Raw genomic sequence first — 14,274 nt, forward strand, 5'->3', positions numbered from 1 at the left:
TGTATCATCCCCGATAAAACCAGCCAATAAAACATGGCCTGGCTTTATCATATCTATTCTTTCTTCTATTATATGCCTCGTTATGATTAGGAAGCTTGTGCTTGCTTTAAATATCTATTAAGTAAGACATCCAATTCTTGACTGTAATCTACTACAATAGGGTGGGTGAAACCAAGATCCTTTGCTTTTTTATACATAATTCTTCGTTTGATCTCAATTTCCGCCTTCAAGAATTGTTTAAGTAATAAGTTAACCAAGATATTTTCCTCCTAATTTTTTATCCATATTCTTGAAATAAATTTCTATGACCTCGATTCAACTTTTTCATTGTATATCACTTATATTAAAAAAAATGTCATATTGTGTATCGTTTCTTAAATTCGTAATTTAGTCATAGATAGGGTACTTCATCCTATTTAGCCTGGTTGAAAATTTTTATATATTATAGATAAAAATTACTGTAAAATCCCCCTTTTATAGAACTAAATATATGACTTAAAACCCTATTCATGTGCTGGATAGGGTTATTCACTTTCTTAGTTTTAGAAAATATTAAGGGGAAAAAAGAGAAGTGTTAAGTCTTTTATACTAAGGAAAAAGTTGTGATTATAGATTGAATTTTTCGATAATTAAGCATGGCATTCATATCTTGTCACATTTTAGCAAATTCCCTTTTTTGTTGTTTAGAAATGGGGACATTTCATTGTCTATGGTGAAATGTTGAGAATTTTTGAAATTGATGGAATAATGGATGAAAGATGAGGTGATGAAGCGCATGATGAAAAAACTGGTTTCAATCATTGCTTTTTTAAGTTTGCTAACGGCATGTGAAAGGGAGGAGCCCTTACAGGAACCGACCATTGTGTATGACATGGATACGACATCCACATCCACTGGATTTAGCTATGTAGCGGATCTATCTTTTGAAAAAAGAGAGGCCTATCAAGCATTTTTAAACGATGGAGAAATTCGTCATTTGCAGACCTTTTCGCCAGAGGAAATGCTGCTAATTATGTTTGATTTAGTGGAGGAACCTCGTATGGATGCATTGTATGCGATTACTTACAGCAATGATGCATTCCCCACAAAAGAATTGTTTGAGCAATACTATACGGATTCACTTGCAGGTGATTTGCTTGTTACCTATTTCATGTATAGATTTTATGATCGAATAGTGATTAATGAATCGAGCACCCCTGATTTACAGGTCGTTCAACTGGAAATTTCCGTTGGGAGTCAGCGCTACATAAAAACATACGCCCTGCAACAGCAAGAGGGGATTTGGAAGGTTCATTTAGCTAAAGATCAAAGAGGAGAAGCAGATGACTGAAATTTATTTTATTAGACACGCACATGCCCATTATTCAGAGGATGAATATCATCGTCCACTATCTGCTCAGGGACAAAGGGATACAGAGCGTGTTACAAATCTTTTGAAGCATCAACGAATCGATGCGGTTTATGCTAGCCCCTATCGAAGAGCCATTCAAACAGTGGAGGGGATTGCACAGGCTCGTCACTTACCCGTCCAAACGATAGATGGCTTAAAAGAGCGACAGCTTTCTACTGGGAAGCTGGAGGATTTTCATGCAGCAGTTCTACGGGTGTGGCATGAGCCAAGCTTTGCATGGGCGGGTGGAGAGTCCAATCAACAGGCGACGGCTCGCGCTATTCCAAGTTTGCGCAACATCCTTCTTACTCATCCAGAGGAGTCTGTCGTTATCGGTACACATGGCAATATCATGGCATTGATGATGCAATATTTTGATGCCCAGTACGATTATGCATTTTGGCAAACGTTAAGTATGCCAGATATCTATCGATTAGCCTTTCAAGGTCTATCCTTACAGGAAGTAACACGCGTGTGGCAAGAGGACTGAACAAAAAAAGAGATACTACAGCAATCATAGTATCTCTCTTGTGCTATTCTATTAATTCCTCTCCCATTCGGAGCGTAAGAGGCCAAATAATACCACGTCATGGAATGTACCGAAGCGGAAAATTTCTTGGCGTAAAATGCCTTCTTTTGTGAAACCACATTTTTCATAGGAGCGGATAGCTGCTGGGTTAAAGCTAAAAACCTGAAGCTTGATTTTCTGAACAGCGATATATTGGAAGATAAAATCAATGAGCGTTTTCATTGCATCCGTGCCATAGGCCTTGCCGTGCCACTCTTTCCCAATTGATATGCCCACAGAGCAAGTGCTATTTTGCCAATTCACTGCATAAACACCACAGGAGCCTATTAACTGATGTGACGTTTTTTCATAGATGCCAAAAAAGTATTCCTCCTTCTTCCCACTGATACTGTTAAAGAATGCGGTGTGATCCTCTATAGTTTGTGGAAAGGGAATCTCATCATTAGCAAGTAGCAAAGAGGTGATTTCGCTTTCGATTGCTATAAAAGCCTCTAGGTCAGTAGCAGTCATTTGCTGTAAAGTGATCGATTGACCTGTTAAAAATGTTTTCAAATAGTGTTCCATTATTGTATTCTCCCTTGTTTAAGGGCTGCAAGTAGCGTTACAACCCTACGATTGTTCGTAATACTTTCACGTCTACTGCATCATTCACACTCATAAACCCACCCCTTTTTTTGTGAATACTACCATAGTAGCATGAAGGACGAAGAGAATGGAAGAAATTATGTTAAAATATGTCATAGTTAAAGAGAGAGAGGGATTAAGATGCGCACAACATATTTTGCGAATTTATTACAATACTTACCACAAGAAGAGCAGCAACAATTACAACAGGCTTTTGGTGCTTCAGATGCACAAATTCAGGCCTTGTTAGAAGTATTTCCGAAGTGCCCGCAAGCTTTGATTGAGCTATTACAGGATGTCAATGGTACATATTATTGTCAGCATGGGCAAGAAACGATCTGTGTACTAGTGCTTGGCTCTGATTTAGGGGATTACCCGTATTATCTTAAATCGGTAGAGCAAATCGTGAAAGATTATCATGACAAGCGTGAAACGATTTATGAGCGCTATCAGGAATTTTTAGCGTATGTTGAAGTAGATGAAAAGATTAATATGCATGTCCCGTTAAATGAACGGCTATGCTTTGCTGATTGTATGAATAATGGCGGCACATCAAGCCTATATATTGATTTTACGCCAAATGAAGCGGGGCAAGTTGGTCAGGTGGTTCGTTATGTGCATGATCCTGATAGCTTTGAGGTGATTGCCGCTTCGTTTGAGGATTATTTACAGCAACTTATAGAGGGAGACTATGAATTTACCGCTATATACGAGGAGGAATTTGAGTGACTATGCAGCTCATGTTCTATGAGGACAAAGCACAAAATTTAGTAGAACAATACACGTTAACAGAAGAGCAGCTACGCTATACAAAGTCTCCAAAGGAAAGCATTGCACTTGCTAAGCAGGATAATAGTAGGCACGCCATTTTAGCAATGGACGGCAACAAGCTAGTCACGTTCTTTGTCTTACATGAAAAAGAAGGGGTGACGCCTTACTCCTCCAATGAACAGGCGCTATTAATCCGTTCCTTTTCCACTGATTTTTATGAGCAGGGCAAAGGCTATGCCAAGACAGCACTCCAATTATTGCCTGACTTTGTTCGCAAGCATTTCCCACATATCAATGAGCTAGTGCTTGGGGTCAATGTGCCAAATAGAGCGGCTCAAGAACTTTATAAGCGATGTGGCTTTGTCGATGAAGGCAGACAGGCAATGGGACTTCGAGAGGAGCTAAAGGTGATGAGCTATTATATGAAGGAGGTTGAAAATTGAGCCATCATATAATTGAAGCAAGAATGGAGCATTTACAAGCACTTTGTACAATCGATCAAGAAGTGATTGGAGATTCATCCAGAGCGGAAGAAATTCAGCAAGCTATCAAAGAGAAACGCTATTTGCTCTACCAATCCGCCGATACCATTTTAGGGTTTCTGCTATTTAGCAATGACTTTTTTGGCTATAGCTTTATTTCCTTAGTTATTGTCAGGCCGTCCGAGCGCAGAAAGGGGATTGCATCTGCCTTAATGACCGCTTATATTCAAAGGGCTCAGACAGCAAAGGTTTTCTCCTCTACAAATCAATCCAATAGGCGTATGCACCAGCTTTTTCAAAACCTAGGCTTTGTCAAAAGCGGTTTTATCGACAACTTGGATGAGGGAGACCCAGAAATTATTTATATGAAACAAGCCTCACCACGGAAGTAGGGTGAGGCTTTCGTTTATTTTTTTGCTTTGATGAATAAAAAGGATGGCCTGCGTAGTTCCTTTTCAATAGAAGGAAGCTGTTGAATAGCTTCTTGGGTTGGAATTGGTTCTACGATTTTATCAATCGTTAACCCATGGGCAATCAATGTATTGACCAGTGTCGCTATGGTGCGATGATATTTGACAACACCCTCCACCAACCATGTTTGCTCACGCGAGCCTTCATCCTGATAATGATCCACAGCATAGTGCAAACGGTGATGATTGTCATCATATACCCAATTATCATCCATTGTATGACGAGCTGTAGCAATAGGATGCTCCACAGAGAAAATAAATACACCATTAGGACGTAGCATACGAGCAATTTGACCAATGATCGCATCGAAATCTTTGACATAATGGAGAGATAGGGAGCTGGTTATACAATCAAAGCTATCCGTAGGGGCTTCATAATCCTCTATTGCCTGTAGCTGATAGTCAATTTGTTGGTGGGCATGCTCCTGTTTGGCGATGGACAGCATATTCTTCGAAACATCTAATGCGGTTACATGCTTGGCTTGATGGTCGATACAATACTTGGCGAAATCCCCCATACCACAGCCAATATCGAGTATCTGTAAATTTGTCAAAGGTGGAAGTAAAGCCTTCATCGTGGGCTGCTCCAAAAGATGGTTATAATTAGATGCTTTTTGTCTCAATGTCTTGTAGTGATGAAAAAATATCGGATTATCATAAATATTTTGTTTCATTAAAAGCCTCCAGTTTATGAAACATAACGTTATGTCATTTGTGCGCATCATTATTGTCCCATGTAGAGATAAAAAGAAATAGACTTTTATTACAATTTTTTGTAAGATGTAGATAGAGGCATACCATTTTTAGATAAAGTAATTTTCCACTTAATGGTTTTTTTTAACTCTTCTACATCATGATTAGCACTTCCTTATCCCCATCATCATTTCCATGTCATAAAAATGTAACAATTCGAAAAAATAAAAATATTTAAAGGGAAAACATGGCACTTCTTACCCGCTATAACGTTCTTAGTATTTGGAAGCTTATTCCGAAAAAGAGACGTTGGAGGGATTCTATTGAATCAAGAAAGTTTATTATCCATTAGTAGCAATGCCTTATTTATTGCCTTTATTCTACTACTGATTGCGATTGTGCCATTAGGGCTAGCAGTCAAATCGAAGAGGAAAATATTCGGTAAGCTAGGATTACTCTTCACTTATATAGCCTTTGCTTTACAGCTCGTGTACTTTGTTGTCAGATGGGTGGCGGTTGACCATGCACCTGTCAGTAATATGTATGAGTTTATGACGTTCTTTGGCATCATGCTTACAGGAAGTTACTTAATTATACATTTCTTATATAAGCAAATCGTGGTTGGCTTATTTACTATTCCTGTGTCCCTAATTATCCTTGGTTATGGAAGCGTTTTCGCAAAGGAAGTATCGCCGCTTGTTCCATCACTGCAAAGTCACTGGTTAACGATTCATGTCATGACAGTGGCCTTTTCTAGTGCCATTTTATCCGTGTCCTTTGCCACAGGCTTAATATATTTATTAAGAACGCTGGATGTTTCAAAAAAATCTATCAGTACATACGGGCTTGAGTTTGTGTTGTATTGTTTGGTGGTTGTCATTGGCTTTATTGGCGTATCGACTTTTTTCAGCCTTGCCACAGAAGAGGTGCAGGTACAATTCGATAATGCACAGGGACAGCAAGAAAAAGCCACTTACGCCATGATGCCCCTGATTGTAAGTAAAGGAGCCGTCACTGAGAAGGGTGACGCAATCGGTGTAGTCGAAATCACAAATAAAATAGATGCCAAGAAATTAAATTCGATTGTCTGGGCATTTATCGTAGGTACTATTTTATATGGTGTCATTCGATTCATTACAAGAAAATCAATCAGTGCCTTATTAAAGCCATGGACAAGTCGCGTACAGCCACAATTAATGGATGAAATTTCCTATCGTGCTGTTGTTATTGGATTTCCATTATTTGCATTAGGTGGCCTACTATTCGCCATGATTTGGGCGCAAATTGCCTGGAGTCGCTATTGGGGCTGGGACCCGAAAGAGGTTTGGGCATTAATTACCTTTTTATTCTACGCAGCCTTCCTCCATTTCCGCCTATCCAAAGGCTGGGAAGGAGAAAAAACAGCCTGGTTGGCCATTATCGGCTTCGGCATTATTGTGTTCAACCAAGTATTTGTCAATCTAGTTATTGCGGGCTTACATTCCTATGCCTAGCAAAAGGTGGGGGATTCGTGACTCCAAAATGATCCTGAGTGAGGGAGCCGCTCTAAAGTGAGGAGAGAGCGCTCAAACTAGTCAGGAACCCGCTCCAAAGTGAGAGGAATGCGCTCAATTCAGCAAGGAAGCCGCTCTAAAATAAGTGAAAAGTGACTGATGAATCGCACCAACGAGTGAGAGAACCTCTTAGCTTTTTCTTCTTATTAACTAATCAATCGAAAAAAGCATTACGAAATGCATTTAGCACTTCGTAATGCTCTTTTTTAATTATTCTTTGCGAAATAGTCTAGCGTTGCTTGACCTAAAACGTTGGCGGCAATTCGTAATGAGCGCTCGTCGATATCGAATTTCGGATGATGGTGTGGATAGACTTCCTCCCAATCAGGGTTTTTCGCCCCTGTGAAGAAAAACGCACCGGGGATTTCCTCTAAGAAATAGGCAAAGTCCTCACCGCCCATATTGGGATCAACTATTTCAACAGTCTCAACATCTGCAATTTTCTCTGCGGACGCCATTATATGCTCAGTCTCTGCATCATGGTTCACAACAGGCGGATAGCCTCGCACATACTCATACTCGTAATCAGCTTTTGTTAAATAACAAGTTGCCTTTAAAAGCTCTTCGATTTCATGCTCTAACAAACTACGCTCCTCCTCGTGGAAAGTGCGCACCGTACCCTTCATGTACACTTGATCAGCAATGACGTTGAATGGATTTAATGCCTCAATATGGCCAATTGATACTACTGCTGGACGTAATGGGTTGATGCGACGTGCCACAAGCTGCTGTAAATTTGTAATAAACTGAGCTGCAAGGACAATGGAGTCCTTGGTGTCACTTGGGTTTGAACCATGGCCGCCCTTGCCTTTTATCGTTATATAAATACCATCTGCTGCAGCCATTAATGGGCCTTTAGCTGTTTGCACTTTGCCAAGATCAGTGGGTGCCCATAAATGTGTCCCAAAAATAACATCTACACCTTCTAAGCAGCCATCTCTAATCATCGAAATAGCTCCACCTGGCGCAAGTTCCTCAGCATGTTGATGAATAAAGACGATTGTTCCTTCTAAATCATCCTTCATTTGATTAAACGCCTTCGCTAAGATTAAGAGGGAAGCTGTGTGTCCATCATGGCCACAAGCATGCATACGTCCTTTAATTTTCGATTGGAAAGGTAAACCGGTTTCTTCCGTAATGGCTAAAGCATCAAAGTCTGCTCGTAACGCTACTGTTTTCCCTGGTTTTCCACCAACTAGCTTTGCCACAACTCCATTGCCACCTACACCTTCACGAACCTCATGACCTAATGCACGATGAAAGGCAGCAATGGTTTTTGGCGTTTCAACTTCCTCAAAGGAAAGCTCAGGATTTTCATGGAAATGACGACGAAGCTGTATTGTCTCTTCTTCATAATGTTTTAATAAATCTGCTAACTGTTGTTGTAATGTTGTCATTCTCTAACACTCCTTATTTTAAGTAAATATAATCTCCAGGGCCAAGCGGTAAACCTAGTAGGAACCAAATGGCGAAGAGGATAATCCAACCGATTGCAAAAAACACCGAGAACGGCAATAAAGAAGATATAAGCGTGCCTATACCGATATTTTTATCATAGCGCTTTGCAAATGATAGTAAAATCGCGAAATACGGTAACATAGGGGTAATTGGATTTGTAATCGAATCCCCTACACGATAGGCCATCTGCGTAACCGCTGGGGAATAGCCTAAGTATAAGAACATTGGTACGAAAATTGGTGCAAGTAAAGCCCATTTTGCAGAAGCACTGGCGATTAATAGGTTGACAAAGGCACAAATTAAAACAAATCCTATCATCATTGGTAAACCTGTAAAATTCAATGCTTGTAAAAGCTCCGCACCTTTAATGGCTAAAATAGAACCAATATTGCTCCAGTTGAAAAAGGCAATCATTTGTGAAGCGGCAAACGCTAATACAATAAATGGCGCCATATCTGCAATGGATTTAAAAATTTTCTCTGCAACTTCCTTATCGTTTTTAACCTCCTTGGCTGCAATACCATAGGCAAGACCAGGTAAGAGGAAGAAGAATAGCATGATGGGTACAATGCCTGCCATGAAAGGTGAGTTTAAAAAGCCACCTGTTGCAGGATCACGTAAAAGACCGTTCGACGGTATGACTGTAAAAGCAATGACTAAAATATAAACTAGCGTTACGATTCCAGCCCATTTTAATCCTCTCTTCTCTAAAGCTGTCAATGGCTCTAGCTTTTCAATTTCACCATGAAACGAACCAAAGCGAGGCTCTGTAAACTTCTTTGCAACCCATGTACCAATAATGACTAATAAAAACGTCGAAGCAATTAAGAAATAGTAGTTCATCGTTGCACGACCAGTGTACGCGGGGTCTGCTATTTGTGCTGCTGATTCTGTAATCCCTAATAATAATACATCTAGAGAGCTAATTAATATGTTCGCACTGAAGCCTCCAGCTACAGCTGCATATGTAATAATTAAGCCTGCTAATGGATTTCGACCAATACTCATAAAAATCATGGCTGCAATTGGTGGTAAAATGATAAATGCCGCATCAGCAGCTAAGTTACCAACTAAACCTGTAAAAATGATAAAAGGTACAATTAATTTTGTAGGAGCTGACATCACAATTTTCTTCATGACAGCTGAAATTAAACCTGTTTGCTCAGCTAAACCAATACCAATCATTGTCACGATTACTAGCCCTAATGGAGCGAAGCCTGTAAATGTTGAAACCATCTGCGTTAAAATTAAGATAAGCCCTTCTTGACTTAGCAGATTTTTTACCTGAATGACATCTTCGGTCCCAGGTTGAACTGCTGAAATACCGAGCATGGATAAAACCCATGATAAAACTAGTACTACACCTGCTAGAATAATAAATAACGTGATAGGGTCTGGTAGCTTATTACCTGCACGCTCGATTTTATCTAACATGTTGTCAATCCAAGATTTTTTCTTAATTGTTTGTGAATTCCCTTGCATAAATTTCATCTCCTTTTATACTTTATTAGACTTAACCTTTAAAAATCCAATGTCTCTATTTTAAGACATTGAAAATCTATGTCCTTTATACAAAGAAACCATATTTTCTGACTATTTTCAATATTTATTTTTTATTAAGGAGCTATCTGTATGTATAAAATTAATGTTTTTACCGCAAAACGCTCACTTTCATGGGTTCAGCAGCTTGAAAAAATTAAACCCTCTTTTTGCGAATTTCATTACTATGCTTATACTGATTTTGAACATTTAAATGAGCTTTTGGAAAAGTATCTGGAAGGGGGAGATGGGGCGCTTTTTAGCGGGCAAATTCCCTATTTCTATGCGCAAAAGCATTTTCAAGAAGCAACGGTACCTATGCATTATTTTGATATTTCAGAGCGTGATTTTTACCGTACCGTTACGGAGCTTTTTTATGAGAAAAAGATTGCTATGAATCGCATTGCCATCGACTTTTGCTATGAGGAAAACGGCTATTTGGGCATTCATGAATGGTCGATAGGAAAAAAACCTTATCTTTTTAGCCAAACGATGAGCGAGTACGCAAGTAGCGATATTGTCGATAAAGCTGCTGAATGGCATCTACAATTGCATAAGGAAAACAAGGTTGATTTGAGCTTTACCCGCATTGCAGAAATACGTGAGCGCTTAGCTGATCAAAATATACCATTTATCGCTTTTTACCCGTCTCAATATGCAATGCAATTAACATTAGATCATTTTCTCAATCAACTGCGAATTCGACAGCTTAACCAAAATAAAGTAGTGGTAGTGCATATTTTAATTCCGATCGATAAATCGAATATAGAAGACTTAGAATATCGGCAAATTGCCTTATATAAAACTATATTAGATTTCAAACAACTGTATGCTAGCTCATTTATCGTACATCGTGAGGCATCCTTTATTGCAATTATCACGACGTATAAGCAATTTTTAAGTACAACAAATCGTTATTCACATTGTCATTTAGTTGATTTTTTAAATGAGAAGCTATCGTTTCCTGTCAGAATAGGGTGGGGAATTGGTGACTCTCTAATTGAAAGTCAGGAGTTTGCTAAAAAAGCCGCAACCCTCTGCTCTTCAAAGGAAACACAGGGATACATTATTGAAAATTCAAGAGAAATCGGGCCTTTACTATATGGAACGATGCTACAGTTTGACGATGAAAAACAACAGCATCTAAAAAATTTAAGTACGACATATGATATTCCCTTATTACAATTACAAAAAATAGAAGCGATGCTGGAAAAACTAACGACAACGATCGTCAGTGGAGAACTGCTCAGTACACATCTTGGCATTACGGTACGCTCTGCAAACCGTATTTTAAAGCAGCTCCATGAGAAAAATTTAGCACACGAATTACCAAGCAACACGTCCACCACGCGTGGACGCCCAAAAAAGTATTATCAAATTCATTTATATTAGTCAGGATGGAATGGTTCATACGGTGGGGCTACCTGTGCAAGTTGATAGGATGAATAAATCCTGACACAGGAAAAAGAGACATCCATTTACGAATGTCTCTTTTTATATGCACGTCTATGTTAAGTGAAGATTATAGTTTCACTACATTCGTTGCTTGAGGTCCACGGCTGCCTTCTTCTACGCCGAATTCAACTTTTTGGCCCTCTTCTAAAGTTTTGAAGCCATCAGATTGGATAGCTGAGAAATGTACGAATACATCATTGCCACCTTCAACTGCGATGAAGCCAAAACCTTTTTCTGCGTTAAACCATTTTACTGTACCTTGTGTCATGTAAACACCCTCCCAAAAAAATTCAACAATCAATTGCTTCTATCACATATAAAAAACGTATTCAAAAGCTCGTATTACTTTTGAATACGTGTTTTTAATCATAGCAATGAAGTAATGTAATTATTACCCTTATTATAGTACAGAATTGTTTGTATATCCAGTAAATTCCGTTTTTAGTAAGGAAAAATTTACATTTGTAATCTAATAGTAAAGAAACGCTATTTCCTTATTAATTAATCCATGCTTTTTCCTTAGCAACGATGACAGCCTCTGCCCGCGATTCTACATTCAGCTTGACGAATAGCTTGGATAAATAGTTCTCCACCGTACGCTGGGTGACACCTATTGCAGAGGCGATGGCTTTATTTGTACAGCCTTGGGCAACGAGCTGTAGAATTTCCTGTTCCTTGTCGCTCAGAAGAACCTCCTGTTGCACATTCGGCAGATTAGTGCGTTGCTGAACAAAGTCTAAGAAATCGGCTGCAAGTAAAATCTCACCTCTTATGGCTGCTTGAATGGTTTGGATCACTTGCTCCTTTGTCGCTAGCTTCGATAATAGGCCGTCAATTTTTTTCTCAATCAATAGCTCATAATAATCGGAAAGTTCGTAGCCTGTATAAAGAATGATCAGTGCATCTGGTTGTTTTTTCTTAATCATCTCTGATAGTTGAATGCCGTTGATTGGCTTCATATTGATATCAATGAGAAATAACTGAAAGGTATCTGTATCCATTCTTGATAAAACGGCCGCGCTATCCTGCTCTGTTTCGATGTGAACATTGGCTAAATCCTGCAACAATGTTTTCGTACCATCTAAAACGACAGGATGGTCATCTATAATAAGTATGTTCATCATATGAATCCCCGTCCTCTTGTATTTGTATATAAATATGCATGCCCTCGTTAAGGCTCGATTGAATGGTAATGTCACCATTAAAAGCACGGACACGTTCACGAATGCCATTAACGCCCATTGATGCAGAGGACTGTATTAAATCGTCAATATCGCAGCCTATGCCGTTATCATCGTATCGAAGGATAAAGCCTTGAGGGATTGCTTGTAATTGAAGCGAAACCTCTGTTGCTTCGGCATGCTTGATTGCATTATTTAACAGCTCCTGAACGAGACGATAGACAACGAGATGCAGGGTGACATCCTGAAATTCTACACGATCAATTTGTGCGCTTAATAAAAAATCAGCCCTTATTTTTACCTTTTGAATGAGTTTTTTTAATGCCATTTGTAAACCAAAGGTATCCAATAGTGGGGGACTTAAGTTCTCACAATATTCTCGTAAGTCCTTCGTTGCATTTAATAGCTGCTCGCGTATAGCTAGCACGGTTTCCTTTTGAATAGTAGGAGAGCCTGCAAGAACATCAAGCTCTCTGGCTAAATGAAGCTGCTCCTGCAAAATGGTATCATGTAATTCCTGTGCTAAAATGCTCTTTTCTTTCTCAATAATGTTCCATAGCAATTTATCGAGCCAAGGAAGCGGTGTATCACTGGTATTTTTTATATGCTGAATTTCACGTACTAAATCCTCAATTTGCCGTAAGTTATTGATAAACATCGACACATACAGAGCAAGCAATTCTAACCAAAGTAGTTCTTCCTTTTGCAGCGCATGGCGTATTTCTAACATGATCTTTTCCTCACCAGCATCATGTAGCAATAATTGGGGATAGTGGCTTACATGCTTTGGAGATTCGTCTGTTATTGTACGGATATGAAACGCAGTTGTTCCAAGCTTCTCGGTGATTTCATATTTAAAACGATCCAATAATTCTTGTTGGTTTTTTGCTTTGCCCATGCGCTGAACGGCTGCATATAAATTATGTACATAATTTCCAGTAGAGGAGAAGATAATTTTCCGATACTTAAAATCAATGCGTTCTTTTATATAGAAGCTCGCAATGATCACCATAAAGACAAGTAAAAAAATACTTGTGACATGGACGATGGATAGCTGCCCCATAAATAACAGGGCAATTCCTGCTGTTAATAGAAGCGCACTAAAAAAGGCTAATGTTGAATAATAGCGTAATCGTGATAATTGATATTCAATATCGAATAATCGTTCGTTCACCTGAATGAACAGAAAAGAGAACGGAATAAATAATAAAAACAATGCGGCGATTTCAGCGTGTAATATCGGCTTATGTCCTAATATTTCAGGTGTAACGAAGAATAATAAAAAGGGTAAAAACGGCACGATAAAGGCAAGCGCAATTAAACGAATTTTCGCCAATTTTGTGCGTAAATAACTCGTTAATAAAATATAAATTGCATAGACTACCAGGACAGCAAATAAACTTAGGTTCAATATAGGTGTGAACTCACGTAATGATGGCTCAACTTCCTCCATTACATAACAGCCAGGGATGAACAGTATTAATAAGTATAGCCATTTGCTGTGAGGGTAGGTCCACTTAATTTGTAGGTACTTGAAAAAGTGTTGTAAAAAGTGAATAAAGAGAACCAGACATAAAATAATACAAATGCCAATGACAAACATTCCGATCATATTTCCTCTTGCTGATGCGCCAGTACTGATATAGGCCATCGAGCAGGTTAATAAAAATAGGATCAATAAAAACGTTGAAAGATTATTTTGATTGCGTCGCCAAACATAAAGTGCGACACCAAAAGCTAGGAAAAAATAAAAGATAGGGAACAAAATTTGCAAATATAATTCTTCTGGCATGTCTCGATGTTTGACAGCAATGGTTTGAATACTCTTATCAGCCTTTTGGATCGTTAATGCATTGGCGCTTCTAACGATCATTTGCTGTTGAACGTAGCGATTCTCCATGGCTGGCTGCCCATCGATAGCCACAATAATATCCCCTTTTTCAATATTTTTTTGCTCTGCCCATAGAGGGTAATAGCTATCCACAAAAACAGGCTGACCGTTTGTCGTATCGAGAGTGAGACTCACAAAGGGTGTTTTGATGGTAATACCTAACACATAAATACCGAGTATTAAGTATGTAAGAAAAATACAATAAGTATATTTTTTCATTGTTAAACCTCTAATTTGC

Annotated in this window: 15 protein-coding genes; 7 read left to right on the forward strand and 8 right to left on the reverse strand. The window is 38.8% G+C overall.

Annotation, left to right across the window (positions count from 1 at the left end; genetic code table 11):
• Positions 1 to 86 precede the first annotated feature (86 nt).
• Positions 87 to 257, reverse strand: a complete 171-nt coding sequence (locus MKZ14_RS10245; RefSeq protein ID WP_004230265.1) for an aspartyl-phosphate phosphatase Spo0E family protein — start codon at positions 255 to 257, stop codon at positions 87 to 89.
• Between the two features lie 518 nt (positions 258 to 775).
• Here MKZ14_RS10245 and MKZ14_RS10250 point away from each other — a divergent pair.
• Positions 776 to 1,330, forward strand: coding sequence for a hypothetical protein (locus MKZ14_RS10250; protein ID WP_238542905.1), 555 nt, complete (start codon positions 776 to 778; stop codon positions 1,328 to 1,330).
• Positions 1,323 to 1,880, forward strand: a complete 558-nt coding sequence (locus MKZ14_RS10255; protein ID WP_016993922.1) for a histidine phosphatase family protein — start codon at positions 1,323 to 1,325, stop codon at positions 1,878 to 1,880. Before MKZ14_RS10250 ends, MKZ14_RS10255 begins: the two co-directional genes overlap by 8 nt.
• A 51-nt stretch (positions 1,881 to 1,931) precedes the next feature.
• Here MKZ14_RS10255 and MKZ14_RS10260 read toward each other — a convergent pair whose 3' ends face one another.
• Complete coding sequence (locus MKZ14_RS10260; RefSeq protein ID WP_339280898.1) at positions 1,932 to 2,483, reverse strand: GNAT family protein; 552 nt, start codon at positions 2,481 to 2,483, stop codon at positions 1,932 to 1,934.
• Positions 2,484 to 2,684: 201 nt separating this feature from the next.
• Here MKZ14_RS10260 and MKZ14_RS10265 point away from each other — a divergent pair, with 201 nt between their 5' ends.
• The 3 genes from MKZ14_RS10265 to MKZ14_RS10275 are packed head-to-tail and all read left to right on the forward strand — an operon-like array spanning position 2,685 to position 4,188.
• The gene (locus tag MKZ14_RS10265) at positions 2,685 to 3,272 is read left to right on the forward strand and encodes an SMI1/KNR4 family protein (protein ID WP_339280899.1); all 588 of its coding nucleotides are present in this window, start codon (positions 2,685 to 2,687) and stop codon (positions 3,270 to 3,272) included.
• Entirely contained in the window at positions 3,269 to 3,757 is a 489-nt protein-coding gene (locus tag MKZ14_RS10270) for a GNAT family protein (RefSeq protein ID WP_339280900.1), read from the forward strand. The genes MKZ14_RS10265 and MKZ14_RS10270 overlap by 4 nt, the downstream gene beginning before the upstream one ends.
• The gene (locus tag MKZ14_RS10275; protein WP_312126940.1) at positions 3,754 to 4,188 is read left to right on the forward strand and encodes a GNAT family N-acetyltransferase; all 435 of its coding nucleotides are present in this window, start codon (positions 3,754 to 3,756) and stop codon (positions 4,186 to 4,188) included. Before MKZ14_RS10270 ends, MKZ14_RS10275 begins: the two co-directional genes overlap by 4 nt.
• Positions 4,189 to 4,202: 14 nt before the next feature.
• Here MKZ14_RS10275 and MKZ14_RS10280 read toward each other — a convergent pair whose 3' ends face one another.
• Positions 4,203 to 4,940 carry a class I SAM-dependent methyltransferase gene (locus MKZ14_RS10280; RefSeq protein WP_333006290.1) on the reverse strand — a complete coding sequence of 246 codons (738 nt, stop codon included), beginning with the start codon at positions 4,938 to 4,940 and terminating at the stop codon, positions 4,203 to 4,205.
• A gap of 342 nt (positions 4,941 to 5,282) precedes the next feature.
• Here MKZ14_RS10280 and ccsB point away from each other — a divergent pair, with 342 nt between their 5' ends.
• The gene (gene ccsB, locus MKZ14_RS10285) at positions 5,283 to 6,452 is read left to right on the forward strand and encodes a c-type cytochrome biogenesis protein CcsB (RefSeq protein WP_036080696.1); all 1,170 of its coding nucleotides are present in this window, start codon (positions 5,283 to 5,285) and stop codon (positions 6,450 to 6,452) included.
• 266 nt (positions 6,453 to 6,718) lie between these two features.
• On the opposite strand, the gene MKZ14_RS10290 is transcribed toward ccsB, so the two are convergent.
• Together MKZ14_RS10290 and MKZ14_RS10295 are read right to left on the reverse strand one after the other, a co-directional pair.
• Positions 6,719 to 7,909, reverse strand: coding sequence for an amidohydrolase (locus MKZ14_RS10290; protein ID WP_048394504.1), 1,191 nt, complete (start codon positions 7,907 to 7,909; stop codon positions 6,719 to 6,721).
• A gap of 13 nt (positions 7,910 to 7,922) precedes the next feature.
• Entirely contained in the window at positions 7,923 to 9,452 is a 1,530-nt protein-coding gene (locus tag MKZ14_RS10295) for an AbgT family transporter (protein WP_016993914.1), read from the reverse strand.
• 150 nt (positions 9,453 to 9,602) lie between these two features.
• On the opposite strand from MKZ14_RS10295, the gene MKZ14_RS10300 reads away from it, so the two are divergent.
• A complete protein-coding gene (locus MKZ14_RS10300; protein ID WP_339280901.1) occupies positions 9,603 to 10,901 on the forward strand; it encodes a hypothetical protein in 1,299 nt (432 codons plus the stop codon).
• 130 nt (positions 10,902 to 11,031) lie between these two features.
• On the opposite strand, the gene MKZ14_RS10305 is transcribed toward MKZ14_RS10300, so the two are convergent.
• The 3 genes from MKZ14_RS10305 to MKZ14_RS10315 form a co-directional block, all read right to left on the reverse strand.
• Entirely contained in the window at positions 11,032 to 11,232 is a 201-nt protein-coding gene (locus tag MKZ14_RS10305) for a cold-shock protein (protein ID WP_004230248.1), read from the reverse strand.
• Between the two features lie 229 nt (positions 11,233 to 11,461).
• Entirely contained in the window at positions 11,462 to 12,088 is a 627-nt protein-coding gene (locus MKZ14_RS10310; RefSeq protein ID WP_036080687.1) for a response regulator transcription factor, read from the reverse strand.
• Positions 12,063 to 14,255, reverse strand: a complete 2,193-nt coding sequence (locus MKZ14_RS10315) for an ATP-binding protein (protein ID WP_339280902.1) — start codon at positions 14,253 to 14,255, stop codon at positions 12,063 to 12,065. Before MKZ14_RS10315 ends, MKZ14_RS10310 begins: the two co-directional genes overlap by 26 nt.
• Between the last annotated feature and the right edge of the window lie 19 nt (positions 14,256 to 14,274).

The sequence above is a fragment of the Lysinibacillus sp. FSL P2-0066 genome, assembly GCF_037969495.1.
Lineage (GTDB): Bacteria > Bacillota > Bacilli > Bacillales_A > Planococcaceae > Lysinibacillus > Lysinibacillus boronitolerans.

Excerpts from the sequence above, each read along its gene's own strand:
- MKZ14_RS10250 (WP_238542905.1), top strand. The coding sequence starts at position 776 with ATGATGAAAAAACTGGTTTCAATCATTGCTTTTTTAAGTTTGCTAACG.
- MKZ14_RS10255 (WP_016993922.1), top strand. The coding sequence starts at position 1,323 with ATGACTGAAATTTATTTTATTAGACACGCACATGCCCATTATTCAGAG.
- MKZ14_RS10260 (WP_339280898.1), bottom strand. The coding sequence starts at position 2,483 with ATGGAACACTATTTGAAAACATTTTTAACAGGTCAATCGATCACTTTA.
- MKZ14_RS10265 (WP_339280899.1), top strand. The coding sequence starts at position 2,685 with ATGCGCACAACATATTTTGCGAATTTATTACAATACTTACCACAAGAA.
- MKZ14_RS10280 (WP_333006290.1), bottom strand. The coding sequence starts at position 4,940 with ATGAAACAAAATATTTATGATAATCCGATATTTTTTCATCACTACAAG.
- MKZ14_RS10290 (WP_048394504.1), bottom strand. The coding sequence starts at position 7,909 with ATGACAACATTACAACAACAGTTAGCAGATTTATTAAAACATTATGAA.
- MKZ14_RS10295 (WP_016993914.1), bottom strand. The coding sequence starts at position 9,452 with ATGCAAGGGAATTCACAAACAATTAAGAAAAAATCTTGGATTGACAAC.
- MKZ14_RS10300 (WP_339280901.1), top strand. The coding sequence starts at position 9,603 with ATGTATAAAATTAATGTTTTTACCGCAAAACGCTCACTTTCATGGGTT.
- MKZ14_RS10305 (WP_004230248.1), bottom strand. The coding sequence starts at position 11,232 with ATGACACAAGGTACAGTAAAATGGTTTAACGCAGAAAAAGGTTTTGGC.
- MKZ14_RS10310 (WP_036080687.1), bottom strand. The coding sequence starts at position 12,088 with ATGATGAACATACTTATTATAGATGACCATCCTGTCGTTTTAGATGGT.
- MKZ14_RS10315 (WP_339280902.1), bottom strand. The coding sequence starts at position 14,255 with ATGAAAAAATATACTTATTGTATTTTTCTTACATACTTAATACTCGGT.